Source organism: Eggerthella sinensis (assembly GCF_003339815.1).
GTDB classification, from domain to species: Bacteria; Actinomycetota; Coriobacteriia; order Coriobacteriales; family Eggerthellaceae; genus Eggerthella; species Eggerthella sinensis.
Window position 1 is genome coordinate 1 of the sequence record NZ_PPTT01000047.1, and the last position, 15,217, is coordinate 15,217.

General features: G+C 52.8%; 15 protein-coding genes. 4 read left to right on the top strand and 11 right to left on the bottom strand.

The window, feature by feature from the left end:
• Positions 1-217 precede the first annotated feature (217 nt).
• From C1876_RS16670 to C1876_RS16715, 10 genes are all read right to left on the bottom strand, one after another.
• On the bottom strand, positions 218-1,678 hold the full coding sequence (locus tag C1876_RS16670; RefSeq protein WP_114547847.1) for a lipopolysaccharide biosynthesis protein: 1,461 nt from the start codon (positions 1,676-1,678) through the stop codon (positions 218-220).
• A gap of 14 nt (positions 1,679-1,692) precedes the next feature.
• Entirely contained in the window at positions 1,693-2,580 is an 888-nt protein-coding gene (locus C1876_RS16675) for a polysaccharide pyruvyl transferase family protein (RefSeq protein ID WP_148044590.1), read from the bottom strand.
• Positions 2,549-3,763, bottom strand: a complete 1,215-nt coding sequence (locus tag C1876_RS16680; protein ID WP_114547849.1) for an O-antigen ligase family protein — start codon at positions 3,761-3,763, stop codon at positions 2,549-2,551. The genes C1876_RS16675 and C1876_RS16680 overlap by 32 nt, the downstream gene beginning before the upstream one ends.
• Positions 3,753-4,910 carry a glycosyltransferase gene (locus tag C1876_RS16685; RefSeq protein WP_114547850.1) on the bottom strand — a complete coding sequence of 386 codons (1,158 nt, stop codon included), beginning with the start codon at positions 4,908-4,910 and terminating at the stop codon, positions 3,753-3,755. Before C1876_RS16685 ends, C1876_RS16680 begins: the two co-directional genes overlap by 11 nt.
• Before the next feature lie 33 nt (positions 4,911-4,943).
• The gene (locus C1876_RS16690) at positions 4,944-5,876 is read right to left on the bottom strand and encodes an NAD-dependent epimerase/dehydratase family protein (protein WP_114547851.1); all 933 of its coding nucleotides are present in this window, start codon (positions 5,874-5,876) and stop codon (positions 4,944-4,946) included.
• A 66-nt stretch (positions 5,877-5,942) separates the two neighbouring features.
• A complete protein-coding gene (locus tag C1876_RS16695) occupies positions 5,943-7,247 on the bottom strand; it encodes an ATP-grasp domain-containing protein (RefSeq protein ID WP_114547852.1) in 1,305 nt (434 codons plus the stop codon).
• A complete protein-coding gene (locus C1876_RS16700) occupies positions 7,228-8,091 on the bottom strand; it encodes a sugar transferase (protein ID WP_114547859.1) in 864 nt (287 codons plus the stop codon). The genes C1876_RS16695 and C1876_RS16700 overlap by 20 nt, the downstream gene beginning before the upstream one ends.
• A 9-nt stretch (positions 8,092-8,100) precedes the next feature.
• A complete protein-coding gene (locus tag C1876_RS16705; RefSeq protein WP_211309576.1) occupies positions 8,101-9,306 on the bottom strand; it encodes an ATP-grasp domain-containing protein in 1,206 nt (401 codons plus the stop codon).
• Complete coding sequence (locus C1876_RS16710; RefSeq protein WP_114547854.1) at positions 9,306-10,460, bottom strand: DegT/DnrJ/EryC1/StrS family aminotransferase; 1,155 nt, start codon at positions 10,458-10,460, stop codon at positions 9,306-9,308. The genes C1876_RS16705 and C1876_RS16710 overlap by 1 nt, the downstream gene beginning before the upstream one ends.
• On the bottom strand, positions 10,450-11,145 hold the full coding sequence (locus C1876_RS16715) for a dTMP kinase (protein ID WP_211309577.1): 696 nt from the start codon (positions 11,143-11,145) through the stop codon (positions 10,450-10,452). Before C1876_RS16715 ends, C1876_RS16710 begins: the two co-directional genes overlap by 11 nt.
• Positions 11,146-11,317: 172 nt before the next feature.
• Between C1876_RS16715 and C1876_RS16720 the strand changes: the two genes are divergently transcribed.
• Complete coding sequence (locus C1876_RS16720) at positions 11,318-12,166, top strand: ParB/RepB/Spo0J family partition protein (protein WP_114547855.1); 849 nt, start codon at positions 11,318-11,320, stop codon at positions 12,164-12,166.
• Between the two features lie 21 nt (positions 12,167-12,187).
• Here C1876_RS16720 and C1876_RS18065 read toward each other — a convergent pair whose 3' ends face one another.
• A complete protein-coding gene (locus C1876_RS18065) occupies positions 12,188-12,451 on the bottom strand; it encodes a helix-turn-helix domain-containing protein (protein WP_227114766.1) in 264 nt (87 codons plus the stop codon).
• Between the two features lie 271 nt (positions 12,452-12,722).
• On the opposite strand from C1876_RS18065, the gene nrfD reads away from it, so the two are divergent.
• From nrfD to C1876_RS16740, 3 genes are read left to right on the top strand one after another with little or no spacing between them, the layout of a single operon-like run.
• Complete coding sequence (gene nrfD / locus C1876_RS16730) at positions 12,723-13,664, top strand: NrfD/PsrC family molybdoenzyme membrane anchor subunit (RefSeq protein WP_114547856.1); 942 nt, start codon at positions 12,723-12,725, stop codon at positions 13,662-13,664.
• A gap of 3 nt (positions 13,665-13,667) precedes the next feature.
• The gene (locus C1876_RS16735; RefSeq protein ID WP_114547857.1) at positions 13,668-14,141 is read left to right on the top strand and encodes a GntR family transcriptional regulator; all 474 of its coding nucleotides are present in this window, start codon (positions 13,668-13,670) and stop codon (positions 14,139-14,141) included.
• The gene (locus tag C1876_RS16740) at positions 14,141-15,142 is read left to right on the top strand and encodes a slipin family protein (RefSeq protein ID WP_170139531.1); all 1,002 of its coding nucleotides are present in this window, start codon (positions 14,141-14,143) and stop codon (positions 15,140-15,142) included. Before C1876_RS16735 ends, C1876_RS16740 begins: the two co-directional genes overlap by 1 nt.
• The last annotated feature ends 75 nt before the right edge of the window (positions 15,143-15,217 follow it).

Below are 15,217 nucleotides of genomic sequence, written 5' to 3' on the forward strand. Positions count from 1 at the left end.
GAGGGGGCCCTCGGCCTCGCTCGTGAGCTCCGGCGCGAGGAAGGCGACGTCGGATGCCTCGAGATGCTCGGCGCGAACCCCCGGATCCCCGAGCGTTTCGGTTGACTTTACATAACCGCGCTTATCATCGGGGGATACGCGAGAGTGTGACTGGCGAGCGCGGGGTCATCGTGACCCCGCGCTCGCATTGAAAATTTCAGGATCGGATGAGACAGCTTCAATTCTTGGTATTCATTTTGATTATCAGGGCTCGGCATATCTTGCTGAGTGCAGAATAATTGAGTATGGAGAAAAGGAGAATGCCAATAATCGCATTAACGACATTAAACAATGGTAATTGAAGTATGCAAAGTGCACACTGAATAATTATTACTAGGCATGTGACGCACATAATGGAAATACTATAAGAAAGGTAAGAAAACTTTCGTACGTCAATCATCCGGTAGACGCATAAGAAAACGTAACTCACGACAATAGCTGCTGAGGCTGCGCTAAGGCCAAAGACGGGAACTCCAATAATATCGATTCCCAGATTGATAAGGGCGGCAACGATGGTTGTAAGCCCGACGCTCTTTGTTTTCATATACGCAACATAAATTCCGCCAAGGTATGCTGCCATGCTAGAAAAGAGCATACCAAAGATTAGTGCGGGTATTTGAAAATAGGCATCATCATACCCACCCTTGACGAGCAGCGGAAAAAGCGCTGGCGTTGCCGCAATTAGTAGAGCTGTGAACCCGGAGACAAAACGAAAAACGATATCAAACATTTTGGAATAATACTCGCTGCTGTCTTCTTCTTTTACCGCGAGGGACGCATTCTCCTGCCAAGCCATTGTAAACGTGCTTTGGGCGAGTGTCACGATTTGTGGTATTTTTGACGCCACTGCATATGAGGCGTTAGCTGCAACGCCCATGAATAGCGTAATGACGATTCTATTGGACAGATTCATTACCCACATAGACATGCTGTTGGGAACCATCGGCCAAGCATAGGCGAGCATCTTTTTTACTAAAGAAAACCTTAAGACCTTTTGATCGAAGTATGTATATAGTTTTGCGGCGAATACAAGATATACGAATGCAAGAGCCTCAGCAGAGAACAGAAGTATTGAAGCGCCCAGTAATCCGAGTCCCAAGACTAGAACAAGCAGAATAGCGAGTATCATTTGGGCAAGCGCGCTTATGAAAGCACTTGCGGAATATTTTGCGTTCATGCCCAATCCTCGTACGCATTGTCGCGCTTCGTTTGCGAGCACATCTGCAAGAAAATAGAAGCAAATGAATACTTTGACAATGGTATCCATGTCGCCCAGTGCAAAAAACAGGATAATTAGCGTCAAGAAGGAAATCGGGAGGACGAATGCAAATGAATTGGTGATAACTGACCTTTGCCCTCTGATGTCATTTCTTACTTCAATCAAGAACCTGAACGCTGCGGTTTGAATTTGCAGCGTCACTGCGGGAAGCAATAATGAAACCATTGTTATGACGAGATCATAAATGCCATATTCCGTTTTTGTGAGACACCCGGTAAGGATAGGAAGAATTACAAATGATGCGACTTTCGGCAAAAACGTTCCAAGACCCAGAACCACCGTATTCTTCATTAACGCAAGGGCTCTTATGCTCTGAGACCTTTCGTTCGGGGGTTCGTCGCTCATTTTGATTCCGTCCATTCGGATGAGTCTTTTCAGGCTTCCCACAAATCGTACGGGAAGCTCTCTATGAGATTTTTGCGCATTGCGTCAAGATCCGGCAACTTCATCGGCGTTGTTTTCAGCGCCTCTTCGAGACTGTGAGTAATGACGATATCGCTTCGTCCCGTAGACTGGTACCAGTCTTCAAACTTCATGAGTTGATCTTCTATTACTTTTCCAAGACACATAAATACGCAAGGAACGCCATAGGCCTCTGCAAGAATGATTCCGTGCAGTGAAGATGATATGACAAGTTCTGACTCAAGGATTCCGTCAATAAATGCTGCATAGTCTAAAGTTTTGATATTCAACATGTTGCAATTGTCGGGCAAATATAAACTATCCGTTGAGTTTGCATGATGAAGCACTAATGAGACTTTATGTCTTTTTTCTCGCGATTGTCTTGGATAGATAAGGGGCATGAGGACGGCGGGATCACCGTAGCTGAGGGGGCATTCATAGCCAGAAGATAAAAAGACTTCCCTAGTAATAGGACCCCTGACGGTGCGAATATCGCAATTCCGTATTCCGCGTTGTGCTTTTATGTGGCCGATCATTTCGTGTTTATGAACTCCTGATCCCCAAATCGTTGTATCGAAGATGCCTCGACCGGCAACTGAGCCAATTGCCATAAGATGCTTTGTGCCAGTTACTGCCTTACTGGCGTCAATTGATTTACGCTCCAACATCCATGAGACAACAACAGGAGAAAGCGAATCGCCAAGATTTACCGATTTCGAATACTCCAAATTCACGCGATTGATGTTCGATCTGACCCCCTTGAGTCCGCGTCTATTTCCCAATAAAACTCGCTTGGCTTTTAGGGCAACAGGTGAGCTTGATAGTCTTTTATACGTGCGATTTTCGAATATGAAATCCACTTTCTTGACACCTCCCGATTAGGAACAGCAAACAAAAGAACATAGGATCATAAGCCAGCTTTGCCGAGGTTATCCCCACGAGCAACAAGCTATACAATCCGTAAAGAAAGACAATTGATCCCGAATTGCGCGATGCCTGCCTGAATGCGACGATCATTAATGCAATATTGAGGCAAAGTGCAACGAGACCTCCTTCCGTTACTATTTCTAGAAGCTGATTATGCGCATTCAGGAATCCTCCCGTAATAAAGATATAGTCTTCCGAACCCAATAGGCCTTTCCCAAGCACGAAAGAATCAGAAATTGATTGCATTGTCGTATGCCAAAGAGGAGTGCGGCCGCTCAATGAAGTACTTTTTGAGAAGAAACCACTCATTGTTTCCATAATGGGGGAGTTCTGCATGACGACGATTCCTACCACTACGAGTATGTAAATTGTTAAGAATATCCTGTAATCAAGCAATTTGTTTAACGAAGGCGAAAAGAAAAAGCCCTTTATTCCGAGCAGTGCGGTGCATACGATAAAAAAGACGACCCCGCTTAAAGCAGCAGAGCCGTCACTTAATACGGTATCCAAGACCACAAGAGCTGATGCAAAATAGAACAGCGGTTTGATTTGACCGAACTTGCGAAGCTGAATAAAGGAAAGAAAAACAAGCAGTGGGAATACGGTAGACAACCTGTCGGTTTTATACCCTAAAAACCAGTTGGCTGTATAAGAAGCATAAATCGTATCCGTCGAGTACATCCCGTCTGGAAAGGCAAGCATAGTTGCAATGTCGATCATCAATAGAATGCAAAGTGGTACACACCAAAGAGAAAGAACGGAGGGCAGTTCTTCCGACTTCAATGATGACACGAATAGGCATATTGCTACAATTGGGAGCATATCTCGAGCGATGAGCTGTAGAGGTCCATCGTTTGCCATGGTCAGAAGCGATAAGTACGCGGCAATTGAGAACAGGATGATTAGCTCAATGGATATGGGTGTCCTCCGCTTGAAATGCATGCCGATCGATAGCAGCAATGCGAAGCAAAGCGAACCATACTCTATCCATTTTGCAATCGAGAAAGTTCTTTCAATGTATGCTGCTTCCATAACAAATGCGATTGCGAACAACCAAGATATCAACCGCACGCTATGTGACTCGAATAAGTTGGTTTTAAGAATGTCAGCCTGCATCCTTGCCCATCCTAGTTGACGAGTCTTTTTCTTGAAGGGCCGTCTTGATTACTTCGATCACTCTGTCAATAACAACTATCTCGGAAAAGCGACTTTTTGCCCATGGAGAGATGGTGCTTACTCTGTTCACGCAATGATCTGACGATACTGCATCCATAGCCTCGGCTAACGATTCGATATCGTTCCTTTCGAATAGCATCCCCCTTGTTTCGTCGAAGCTGTCTCGAAGAGGATTGTTGCTTGGCCCAATGCAAGGAATGCCGCACATCCATGCTTCCACGAAAGGAACGCCAAACGTCTCGTCGTCGCTCGCGGATACATAGCAATCGGACATCTTCAATAATGATGCAACTTCGTCTGAATTAAGCCAGCCAACGAATGTCACTCTTCTATCGACCCCTAGGGCTCTGGTCTTTCTTTTTAGTCTCTTTCCGTCCGGGCCGTCGCCGACGATGGTCAAGTTTGTTCTTTTGTTGCTGAGGCGCGAAAAGGCATCGAGGACTAAATCGAACTTCTTATCCCGCACGAGGCGTCCGAGCGCAATGAAGGTATAGGCATCGCCTTCTCGTGAGATTTCCTTCTTTGAGTGGATTGGGCAAAAAACTTCACTAGAGACCATATTTGGAATTACGTATATAGGGGCATTGTCGTTTGTAATGCGCCGGATGGAACGCTCGAGGTCAACACTTACGCAGCAAAAAGCATTGGAGTTGGCGACGAGGTGTTTGAGAAAAGACGCTTCTCGTTGAGACAGCTCTGTTTTACGGACTTTAGACCAATGCTCCATGCATACCAACCGAATCCCTCGCGTTGTAAGCTCTTGGACGAATCGAGGGGTAAGTGTCAAGAGCGGGAAGTGCGCGTATACCACATCTGGTTGATGTCCATCTATGGTAACATCGTTGAGCAGGCTAATTAGCTCGTAACTCCGTATCTTCTCGATACTGGGTTTTGGCAATCCGCCGATCGGGAGGCTTTTCCCGTAACAGCGAACTCCTTCTTGAACGAAATTTCGGGAATGTATGGAACGGTTGATTCGTATTGATTGATTATCCACGTAAGCGTAGCAAACACCATCAAGGCGTTGGGACAATAACTTTGCCTGATTGAATTCAAATAGCCCATAAGAGTTCTTCTTATTTGGCATGCATCTTCCCAAAACAAGGACGTTCACTCTTGATTATTCTCCCCTCATGTCAAGCAAATACGCCTTGACTATGTCGAGCACCGTCTGATCTAGGGTAAACGATGGGCTCCACTCGAAATCGTTCATGAAGCATTGGGCGTCGACTTCGCTGTTGATCTTTTTGTTCCGCTCAATTGGTTTAAAATCAATGTTTGGCATCGTTAAATCCATCGAGTTCATGATTCTTTCGATGGAATTTGCTATGTCGGTAAGCGAGTACGACTTTTCGTTGCCAAGATTGTAGGTGCTGCGCCACGTATTGGGGTTTGAAAGGGCAAGCTGAATAAGGCCATTTGATGCGTCTCGAACGTCCATGAAGCCAAACATGCAGCCCGATTCTTCGATGGTTATAGGCTCCTGGTTGACCGCCTTCAGGGCAATTTTGTTCACTACTCTCTGATCGAAGCGAGGCCCTATTAACGAGGCTAGGCGAACGTTTGTGTAGGGTACTTTGTTAAGACAATATGCTTCGGTGAGTAGCTCGCATGCGAATTTCGCTAATGCGTATGGGGATTCAGGGGAAAGGAGAGAGAACTCAGTGGCGGCATGTTCTCTTTCCTTGCTATATACACTTTGAGACGATACGTTGATAACCCCGGAAGCCTTTCCCTTGATAGAGGTTTGGAGGATGTCTGACACGTATCGAATACCTGCTGCCGCATTCCTCCCATCGACTGTGCGAGGGAAGGCGCAGTTTATCACAATGGCGCCTTCGAACAACTCCGACTCCGATAACGCCTCGCGAGGCTTTGCGTACGTGATGCTATGCGATCGATTCTTGTTTTCCGACTTAAGCGATTTTGATCGAAGCGCATCCGCTTGAGACGAGACGGCTGTGACGTGCATGTTGTCCCATCCAAGGGCTCCTATGTCACTCAGAATCTGCTTTCCTAGAAAGCCGCCTGCGCCTGTCAAGAGGATATTCACATTAACTCCATTCGATTCTCAAGTCGGAGTCTTTTGATCGATTCAATTTGATCGAGTCGATCATGACTACATTACGCCGAAAACGCGTTTCGGTTCCATCTTGATGACCATGTCTTCGCCGTCTATATCTCGTACGCTTATGAGTGAGTTCAATCGCTCGATATCGCGCGCCATCTCCTCGCGGTTCTCGCAAGCCATCACGAAGCGTATCATGAGTTGATGAAGGGTGTTTCCGTTTGGAGTGAGGGAGCCTACGGGATAGCGACTTTCGTATGCGAGAACGCTCGGCGTCGAGTTGACGGCTTCTTCCAAGCCCTGAATTGATCCAACAATGCCTCCCTTTGCAACAAAAGAGACTATGCCGCAACATTTTCCATGGAGGCCTGGATTTTCTAATTCTTGAGGGTAGTCGGAAAACCCTAAGAGCGCGTTATCAACTAGAAGGTGCATATAATTGAGTCCATTTATCTCTTCCATGAATCTGCAGGGGCATTCTGCAGCACTTCGAAGACCGGCTTCGAAGATTGCAAAAGAATCGTTTTCTTCATCGTAGAGTCCCTGAATAAATAGAACCGCATTATTAAGGTTAAGGTTTTCGCAAAGCCTGACCATAGATTCGTTTACCTGATCTAGGTACTGTTCGAGAAATAAGCAAGGGAACAAGCGCGCTACAGGAATAGTGGTAACTGGTCCTTGATGTACGGCTACGGGGTATCTGTTGTCGATGCAGGCAAGGCGAGGCTGGCCATTTAAGATTGTGTAATGGGCAGTGAATTCGCTTCCTCTAACGCACTGCTCAATTATTACCTCCCCTGAAAGAGATTTTGAGAGAGAAACGGTCAGGTTCTCCCGCAAGGTGTCTTCATCTTGGCAGATGAAGACACCTTCGGACGAGCTCGCATCAACGGGTTTTACCACCGAAGGATACTTGATTTGTTTCCAATGTATTTCAGACAGATCACTTCCGGTGTAGTAAGTTCGAGGGCACGGTACCTTCGCATCTTGACATAACTTCCGAAAGCGATCCTTCAGCGCAACTTCATCCCATTGTTCCTTCGTGCAGTAAAATGGTAAATTGCATCGTTCGCATAGCTCCATTGCCTTAAGGAGGTTGAATTCGCTAATTCCCGAGATGACGCCATCCACGTTGTGCTCTCGAATGAACTTCTCCAAGCTGTTCACATCTCCGGTGCTGATGAGAATATGGCCATTAGCCAAGCGCTTTGCCGATGAGGACTCAAGCGGTAGATAGTCGGCAACGGTGACATGGGCACCATGGGATTTTGCATACTTTACAATGTCTTCTGCACCTGCGCTTGATCCGAGTACGAGGAGATGCTTGCCTTCGAACTTACGCGTACAATTCATCATCGAGTTCACCTGCTTCGTAAGGAATGCTGACCTGATTTTGCCTGCTTAACTTGTTTACATAACCACTGGCCACTGAATCGATATACTCTTGGGGTACCTCGTCGAGAGTAATGGGTTTGCCCTCGATGCTATATCCCATGAATATTCCACGTTTGACTGATGCTCGAGCGGCGGCGCTGTCGGCATCGAATGCGAATCGTATCAAATTGATCAGCATCAAGCAGTCTGTCTTAAGGCTGACATGCTCAACGTACCAAATATCATTTTCGAATTGATCCTCCCAGGTCCAGACTCCCTTTTCGAGATTTCGAGGAGGGCACTCAAGTCCGGGTCGAACGGAAAGGCGCATCTTATGTCTTTTGCTGAATCGATGGGTGTACTCAGGAACTAATGGGCGTGGGCCGATAATGCTCATATCGCCCTTTAGGATGCTCCAAAAGTTCAATAATTCGTCGAGAGATGTTTTGCGGACGAAGCTTCCGAATCTCGTGACCCTTTGATCTGCAGGCAAGAGTTCACCTCTGACGTCGCGAGTTTCGCGCATATTCCTAAACTTAACGATCGTAAATAGTCTGCCATGCAACCCAACGCGTTCTTGACGAAACAGAATTGGTTTTCCCACATCAAATAGGGTAATTGCCGCGATGGCAAGATTGATGGGAGCTGTAATAACCAATGCAAACAGAGAAATGACAATGTCCAATATGCGTTTTCCGTAACGTGCATAGAAGCTCGAACTTGGGTTGACGGAGCAGCAGGTCATGTTTATGGAAGGCAATCGATCGGCGGCCAGCCGATCAGCAATTTCCCAACGCATGGCTTTAGTTAGGTTCTCCCTTTTCATGACCTCCACCTATGCGACCGTGACAGTAATCGGAGGCTGCGATTTTTTAGTAAAGGCTTCAAGCTCTGCTTTGGTGTCGAATCGAAAGAATGCAGAGCCGATCGCATAGTTGGCAGACTCGAACGCATGCACTTTGTCGCCAGGTTTGATCCAGAGTTGTGTCTCGCGCACACATAGGGGATCAATCATGGGATCGATCTCGATACCAACGAAAGTGCCGTTTTTCCGGCTGTATAACATTTGCTGATACCAGAACCCGTCATACTGAGGCATCGCGACATGTTCTATGCGTATGTCAAGAGCCGCGGAAACGCTTGCGCTGATGAGATCAACTTGAGAGGACATTCGCAGCATCTCTGCAAGGCGGTTTCCACCTCCTCGGGGCGACATTTCCATGATGTAGGGCTCACCGTCGATGCCAATTCTCGTTTCAATATTGTAGATACCGCTCCGTAAACCCAAAAGGCTGGCTAGTCTCTGCAGATCATGAGTGAGTTCAACTTGGGCGCTTTCGGGCATAGTGGATGGCATCGAATACGCCATAGGGGCATAGGGGTTTCCTGAACACTCGTCAAAAAGTTGATCGGTGAATGAGAGGCATTCGAATCTGCCATCTATCGTGAAGCCATCGGAGTCGGAAGAGCAACCAGCCTTTTCGATGTATTCTTCAATGATGCATGTTTTTGATGCTGAAAATGCGAAAGCCGTTTCCGCGGCTCGATGCAGATCTTTAGCTGCATCGACTCTGCTTACGCCTTTGCTGCCTGCCGAGTCCGTTGGCTTTACAATGACGGGATAAGGAAACGCGTCAGCCTTTTTCATGACTGATGAAATGTTGTTGAAGCTAAATGCAAGGGGGCTGTTGAACCCGTTTTCCGACAACATAGCTCTGAACGAATTCTTATTTTGCATGATTTTAACTGCTTCAAGCGAGCCTTGAAACGGCAAGTTAAGCTGCTCGGCAACGTAAGCTGCCGTTACAACTCCCGGATCAGCAGCGAATGACATTATGCCATCTGCTTTGACCTCGCGTGCAACATGTAGAACCTCATCCTTATTGACTATGCTGGCGTATCGGTATTCGTTGGACAGAGAATGTGCGTAATTATCGGGAAGGTAATCACATGTTACGACGCGATGTCCCATCTCTTGGGCAACTTCAATGACAGGAACAACGTATCTTGATCCGCCCAGTATAAGGATTGTTTTGCTCACTATTTTTCCCTTCTTTGGGTATTGCCTTTCGCGTAGGCTGCTTCTTTCACTATTCGGCATATTATGTCGACGTTTTTTACATCCAAATCGGCATACATCGGAAGGGTCAGAACGCGTCGTGCTATTCGTTGAGCTATTGGAGTATGCGATGCCTCGGAATAGTTTTTGTAGCATGCGTAATCGCTGATCAAGGGATAGAAATATTTTCTTGCCCTAATGTTTTTCGATGCAAGCGCGCCGAATGCGTCATCGCGCGTAGCTCCAAAGACCGTTTCGTCGATGACGATAGGAAAGTAGGCATAATTTGGACGAACGCCCACTTGGAGTCTTGGCAAAGTAATGCCTGCGACATCCGAGAGGTTTGTCAAATAGCGCTCGAAGACGATCTTGCGCTTCGCGATCTCCTCGTCGACGTGGCGCAGGTTGCACAACCCCATGGCCGCACAGAACTCATTCATCTTCGCGTTACCGCCCACGTACTCGACCGATTCGGGGCCCGTGATGCCGAAGTTGCGCCACTGCGCGAGCCTGTCGCAGAGGCCGGCGTCCGAATGACACACGGCCCCGCCCTCGATGGAGTTGAACACCTTGGTCGCGTGGAACGAGAACATCGAGGCGTTCCCGAAGTTCCCCGCCCCGACCCCGTCCTTCGTGACCCCGAAGGCATGCGCCGCATCGTAGACGACGGAGAGCCCGTGCCGGTCCGCCACGTCCTGGATGGCCTCGACGTCGCATAGGTTTCCGTACACGTGAACGGGCAGGATCGCACACGTCCTGTCCGTGATCAGCGGTTCCACTTTCGCCGGATCGAGCGTGTAGTCGTCCGGCTTTATATCGCAGAACACCGGCTTCAGGCCCTTGCGGACGATCGCGTGGGTGGTCGAGGCGAACGTGAAAGGCGTCGTGATGACCTCGTCGCGGCCGTCGTGGCCGAGCTCGAGCGTTTCAAGGATGCATTCGAGCGCCGAATGGCCGTTCACGAACAATGAAACGAATGGGACGTTCAAATACCGCTGCAGCTCTTCTTCCAATCGTCGGTGCTTTTCGCCGCGGTTGGTAAGCCAGTGGGTTTCCCAGAGTGGCTCTATCTCGTTGCAGTACTCCTCAAAAGAGGGCATCGACGATCTGGTTACGAGTATCTGGTTATCGCTCATCTTGCTTCATCAACCTAACGATTTCTTCGTGTATGTCCTCGATCGAGCGAAGACGGCCTTGTGGGGCGCACTCGATCCTTTGCCAGTTTCCGCGCTTTGCGCAGTAATCTGCCGCTTCGCGGCAGCGATCAAGGTAAGCTGCGTTGGCTTCGTGGATGTCCTTTCCCGTACCTGTTCGTTTGGATCGCTCGTCGAGAAGGCGCGTATTCGCTTTGGGATCCACGTCCAAATAGACAACGAGGTCGGGTTCGGGGATGCCAAGCAACCGGTATTCGAAATCAAAGAGCCAGTCCAGATACGTATCCCATTCCCTTTCGGGGAGTTTGGAGCATTGGTGGACGGCGTTGGAGGTGGTCCAGCGGTCGGCTAGTACCACGCCGCCCGACTCGTAGAAGGCCTGCCAATCCGATCGGAATGAGGCGTAGCGGTCGACCGCATAGAACGTGGAAGCCGCGTACGCTCCGACGTCGTCGGGATTCGGCCCGAACTGACCGCTCAGGTACATGCGCACAAGGGCGGAAGAGGGGCTGTCGTAACGAGGAAATGATACGGATCTCAGATCGATGCCGCGTTCGATGAGACTGGCTCGGAGAAGGTTCGTCTGGGTCTCCTTGCCGGAGCCGTCGAGCCCCTCGATGACGATGAGCTGGCCTTTTCGCGAATCGCCGCTTCGCTCCAGATTCACATAACCGCGCTTATCAGGCAAAGTGGGGTGGTATGATGAGTGGGGTCACGGTGACCCCGTGATTTTGGGATGTGATTTTATCCAATATGGTAAGTACCAATAAGATTAATTGAAAAACTACTATTCAAAAATATCGTATAATATAGCAATAATATGCAAAAAGGAGATTCCCATGTCCTACACGACCATGACCTTGCCGGTTGACGAAATACAGTCGCATCCGGAGAACGACTTCACCATGGACGAGCGCGAGCTGCAGGAGCTCGTGGACTCCATTCGCTCCGAGGGGCTCGGCCAACTGCCGCTCGTCCGGCAACTGCCGGACGGCGCCTACCAGATGATCGCGGGGCACCGGCGACTCGAGGCGTATCGGCGGCTTGCGCGCGAGGACGCGTCGTTCGCCCGCATACCCGTCACGCTCGTCGACGACCTCGACGATGCTCGCGCTCGCGTGCTGCTCAATGTCACCAACCTCGTGACGCGCCGCCTGTCGCAGGAGGAGCGCGGGGCGCGCTACGCCGCCATCGGCAGGGAGGTGCCGGCGCTGCGCGCCACCGACGCGTCGCTCAAGGGCGTGCGCACGAACGACATCATCGCGCGCATCGTGACGGAGGAGACGGGGCAGGCGGTTTCGCCGGCCACGGTCAAGCGGGCCATCGCGGCGGAGAAGCGCCTGCGCGAGGCGCATGATCAGGCCGAACAGCTGACGGGGGAACTGGACGAAAACTGGCGCGTGGAGGCGCAGGCGGGCGCCCTCGACCCGCTCACCATGCGCGCGATCTCCGAGCTGCCGCCGCAGAAGCAGCGCGATCTGTTCGCCGAATACCAGCGTAAAGAGATGACGCCCGGCCAGCTCAAAGCCCACCTGAAAGCCATGCGTCCGAAAACGTCGGCCGATGCGGCTCGTGCGTTGCAGATGGCCATTCGCAGTGCCGAAGAAGTGCGGGCGATGGATCGCGAAGGGGTGCCGCTGCCGCAAGGACTCATCCGCAAGCTGCAAAGCCTGGTGAGCCAGCTGTGAGAGCGGGGGAGGGTGAAGGGGCTAGAGCGGCGCGTGACCGTCGGCCGGCTCGGGGTAGTCGGCCAGGGTGAGCGTCGAAAGGTCGATGAGCTCTTCGGGATCGGCGCCGAGGGCTCGGCAAAGCTTGACGGCGTCGGGAAAGCTCACAATCACCTTTCCTCGTTCGATGTTGCTGATGCGGGAATGCCACGAGCCGATCATGAGCCCCAATCGTTCCTGCGAGAGCCCTTGTCCCTTGCGAAGACGGCGAAGGTTCGCGCCGAGGTCGGTCGCGTATTGCTGCACGAGGGGGTCCTTGTGCGCCGTCTTTTTGTTGCCGGTTTCTCTCATGGCGAAAGGGTAACCGCTCGGATACTCACCCTTGTATCCGCTCGAGTACGGATTGGCGTTTTTATTGGAAATAAGACGCATTTTTCTCGTGAGGGTGCGGCGAACAGGGCGGGATGCGCCGACGGCGCATCCCGCAATAGCGCGGCGTGTCTCCGCATGCTAGAATTATCCTATGATTTTGGCGATGACGACGCGCGTGGCGTGTTGGCGGCGAGGAGGGAGCGGCGTGCTGAGCGATCTGGTCGTATGCTACTTGTTCCTCGGGGGCACGGGCGCGGGGCTCGTCCTCGTGCTGTCGGTGCTCGGGCTGCTCGTTCCGCGCGATCAAGTGGTTGCGGCGAATCGCAAGCACCTGCATGCGGGCGAACCCTTCCGCAAGCTGCTCGGGTGCGGGTTCGTCGTGGCGCTGGTCATGCTGGGTCTCGGCATCGTGTGCTTGCTGGCGGACCTCGGCAACGCCGAGCGGGTGATGCTGTTGCTCCTGCACCCGAGCGTGTCGTATCTGGCGGTGGGCTCGTGGGCGCTCGCGGCCTGCTTCGTCCTTGCGGCGGCGCTCGGGCTTGCGTGGCTTGCCGTCGGCACCTGGGATTTCGCCGTGGTGCGCGGTGCGGAAGTGGTGGCTGCGCTCGTGGCGCTCGTCGTCATGGTGTACACGGGGCTGCTGCTGCAAAGCCTGGGCGCGGTGCCTCTGTGGGCAACGCCGTGGCTGCCGGCGCTGTTCGTGGCGTCGTCGCTGTCGTGCGGCATGGCAAGCGTGCTCGCGCTCGCGCAGCTCACGGGCGCGGCGCGTGCATTCGGCATCGTGCTCAAACGCCTGGCCGTCACCGACGCCGTGGTCATCCTCGTGGAGGCGGCCATCGTGGCGGTGTTCGTGTTCGCGGCGTCGACGACGGGCGCGGCGGCGTCGAACGGCACGGAGCAGGCGCTCGCGCTGTCGGCGCGCGACCTGGTTGAAGGCGCGAACGCGTGGCTGTTCTGGACCTGCTTCGCAGGTTTGGGGCTCGCGGTACCGCTCGTGCTCGACGGCGTGCTCGCTCGGCGACGTCGCATGGTGCCGGGGGTGGCGCTGTTCACGGCGGCCTGCGTGCTGACCGGCGGTTTCGTCATGCGCTTCTGCGTGGTCGCGGCGGGCGCGCACCCTGTTCTCAGCTCGATGGGAGTGATGTGATTCATGTTTCCGTTTGAAGTGGATACGACAACCGATGTGCCGCTGTGGGTGCAGCTTCGTCAACGGTTGATATACTTAATCAACTCGGGGTATTTCAAGCTGGGCGATCAGCTGCCGACGGTGCGCGGTCTGGCCTCGGAAATATCCATCAACTACAACACGGTGAACAAAGCGTACCTGAGCCTCGTGTCCGACGGGTACCTCGAGTCGACGCGCGGGCGCGGCGTGTTCGTACGCGACCTCGACGCCGAGATGGACGAGGAGTACACGAAGGATGTCGACGGCATCATGAGCGACTGCGTGGCCGCGTGCCGCGATTTGGGTCTATCGCTCGATGACGTGCAGAAATGCATGACGAAGAAAATCAAGCAGCTCAAAAAGGACGAAGGCCTCGAGCCCGAGCGCGCCGACGGCACGGCGCGCATCGTGTCGGTGGACGTGGGGCCTGCGACGAAGAAGGCGCGGACGGGAGCATGATGGGCGTGAAGAGGCGAAACGGTGCCGAAGCGGCTGCTGCGTACGGAAACGCGGCGCCGTCGGGTCGACGCGGGATGCGCGTTGTTCCCGAAGCATCCACCGAGGTGGTGGGCGAGCGCGCGTCGAGCACCGGCGTGCTGCTGTTCTCGACGGTGGTGTTCCTGCTGACGTTCTGCGTCGTCGTGGGCGTCTGGTGGGCGCTTGCGGGCGTGGGCGTGGCGACGCTGGCGTGCGGGCTGGTGTGCGCGCTGCTGGCGACGGCTGCCGTGCACATCGCGCAGCAGTGGGAGAAGGTGGTCGTGCTGCGCTTCGGCACGTTCAACCGCGTGTCGGGGCCCGGTTTGTTCTGGACGTTTCCGGTGATCGAGCAGAACACCATGCGCGTGGATACCCGCGTGCGCGCCACGACGTTCGGTGCCGAGGAGACGCTGACGGCCGACCTCGTGCCGCTTGACGTGAACGCCGTGCTGTTCTGGCACGTATGGGATGCGAAGGCGGCGTGCATCGAGGTGGGCGACTTCACGCGCGCGGTGGAGCTGGCGGCGCAGACGGCGCTGCGCGATGCCATCGGGCGCGCGAGCGTGGCCGAGGTGGCCATCCGTCGCGAGCAGCTCGACCGCGAGCTCAAGCGCGTGCTCGAGGAGAAGGTGGCGCCGTGGGGCATCACCGTGCTGTCGGTGGAAATCCGCGACATCCTGCTGCCGAAGGAGCTGCAGGACGTCATGTCGCTCGAGGCGCAGGCCGAGCAGCGGAAGAAGGCGCGTATCATCCTCATGGAGGCTGAGCAGGACATCTGCGAAATGATGGACGATATGGGCGATACCTACGCGAAAAACGACGCCGCTCTGCGTCTGCGTGCGATGCATCTGCTGTACGAAAGCGTGCGCGAGACCGGCGGCACGGTGGTGGTGCCGAGCAGCTTCAGCGAGGGCTTCGGCGACGTGCTGGGCGACGCGGCGAAAGACGTGCTGAAAGGCGGCCCCGGAGTGCCGGGAGCGTAGGCGCATCGAACAAGGGGAATGGCGAACGGATGTTTCACGTGAAACATCCGTTTTTTTGTTTTGGGGAGGGGAGGG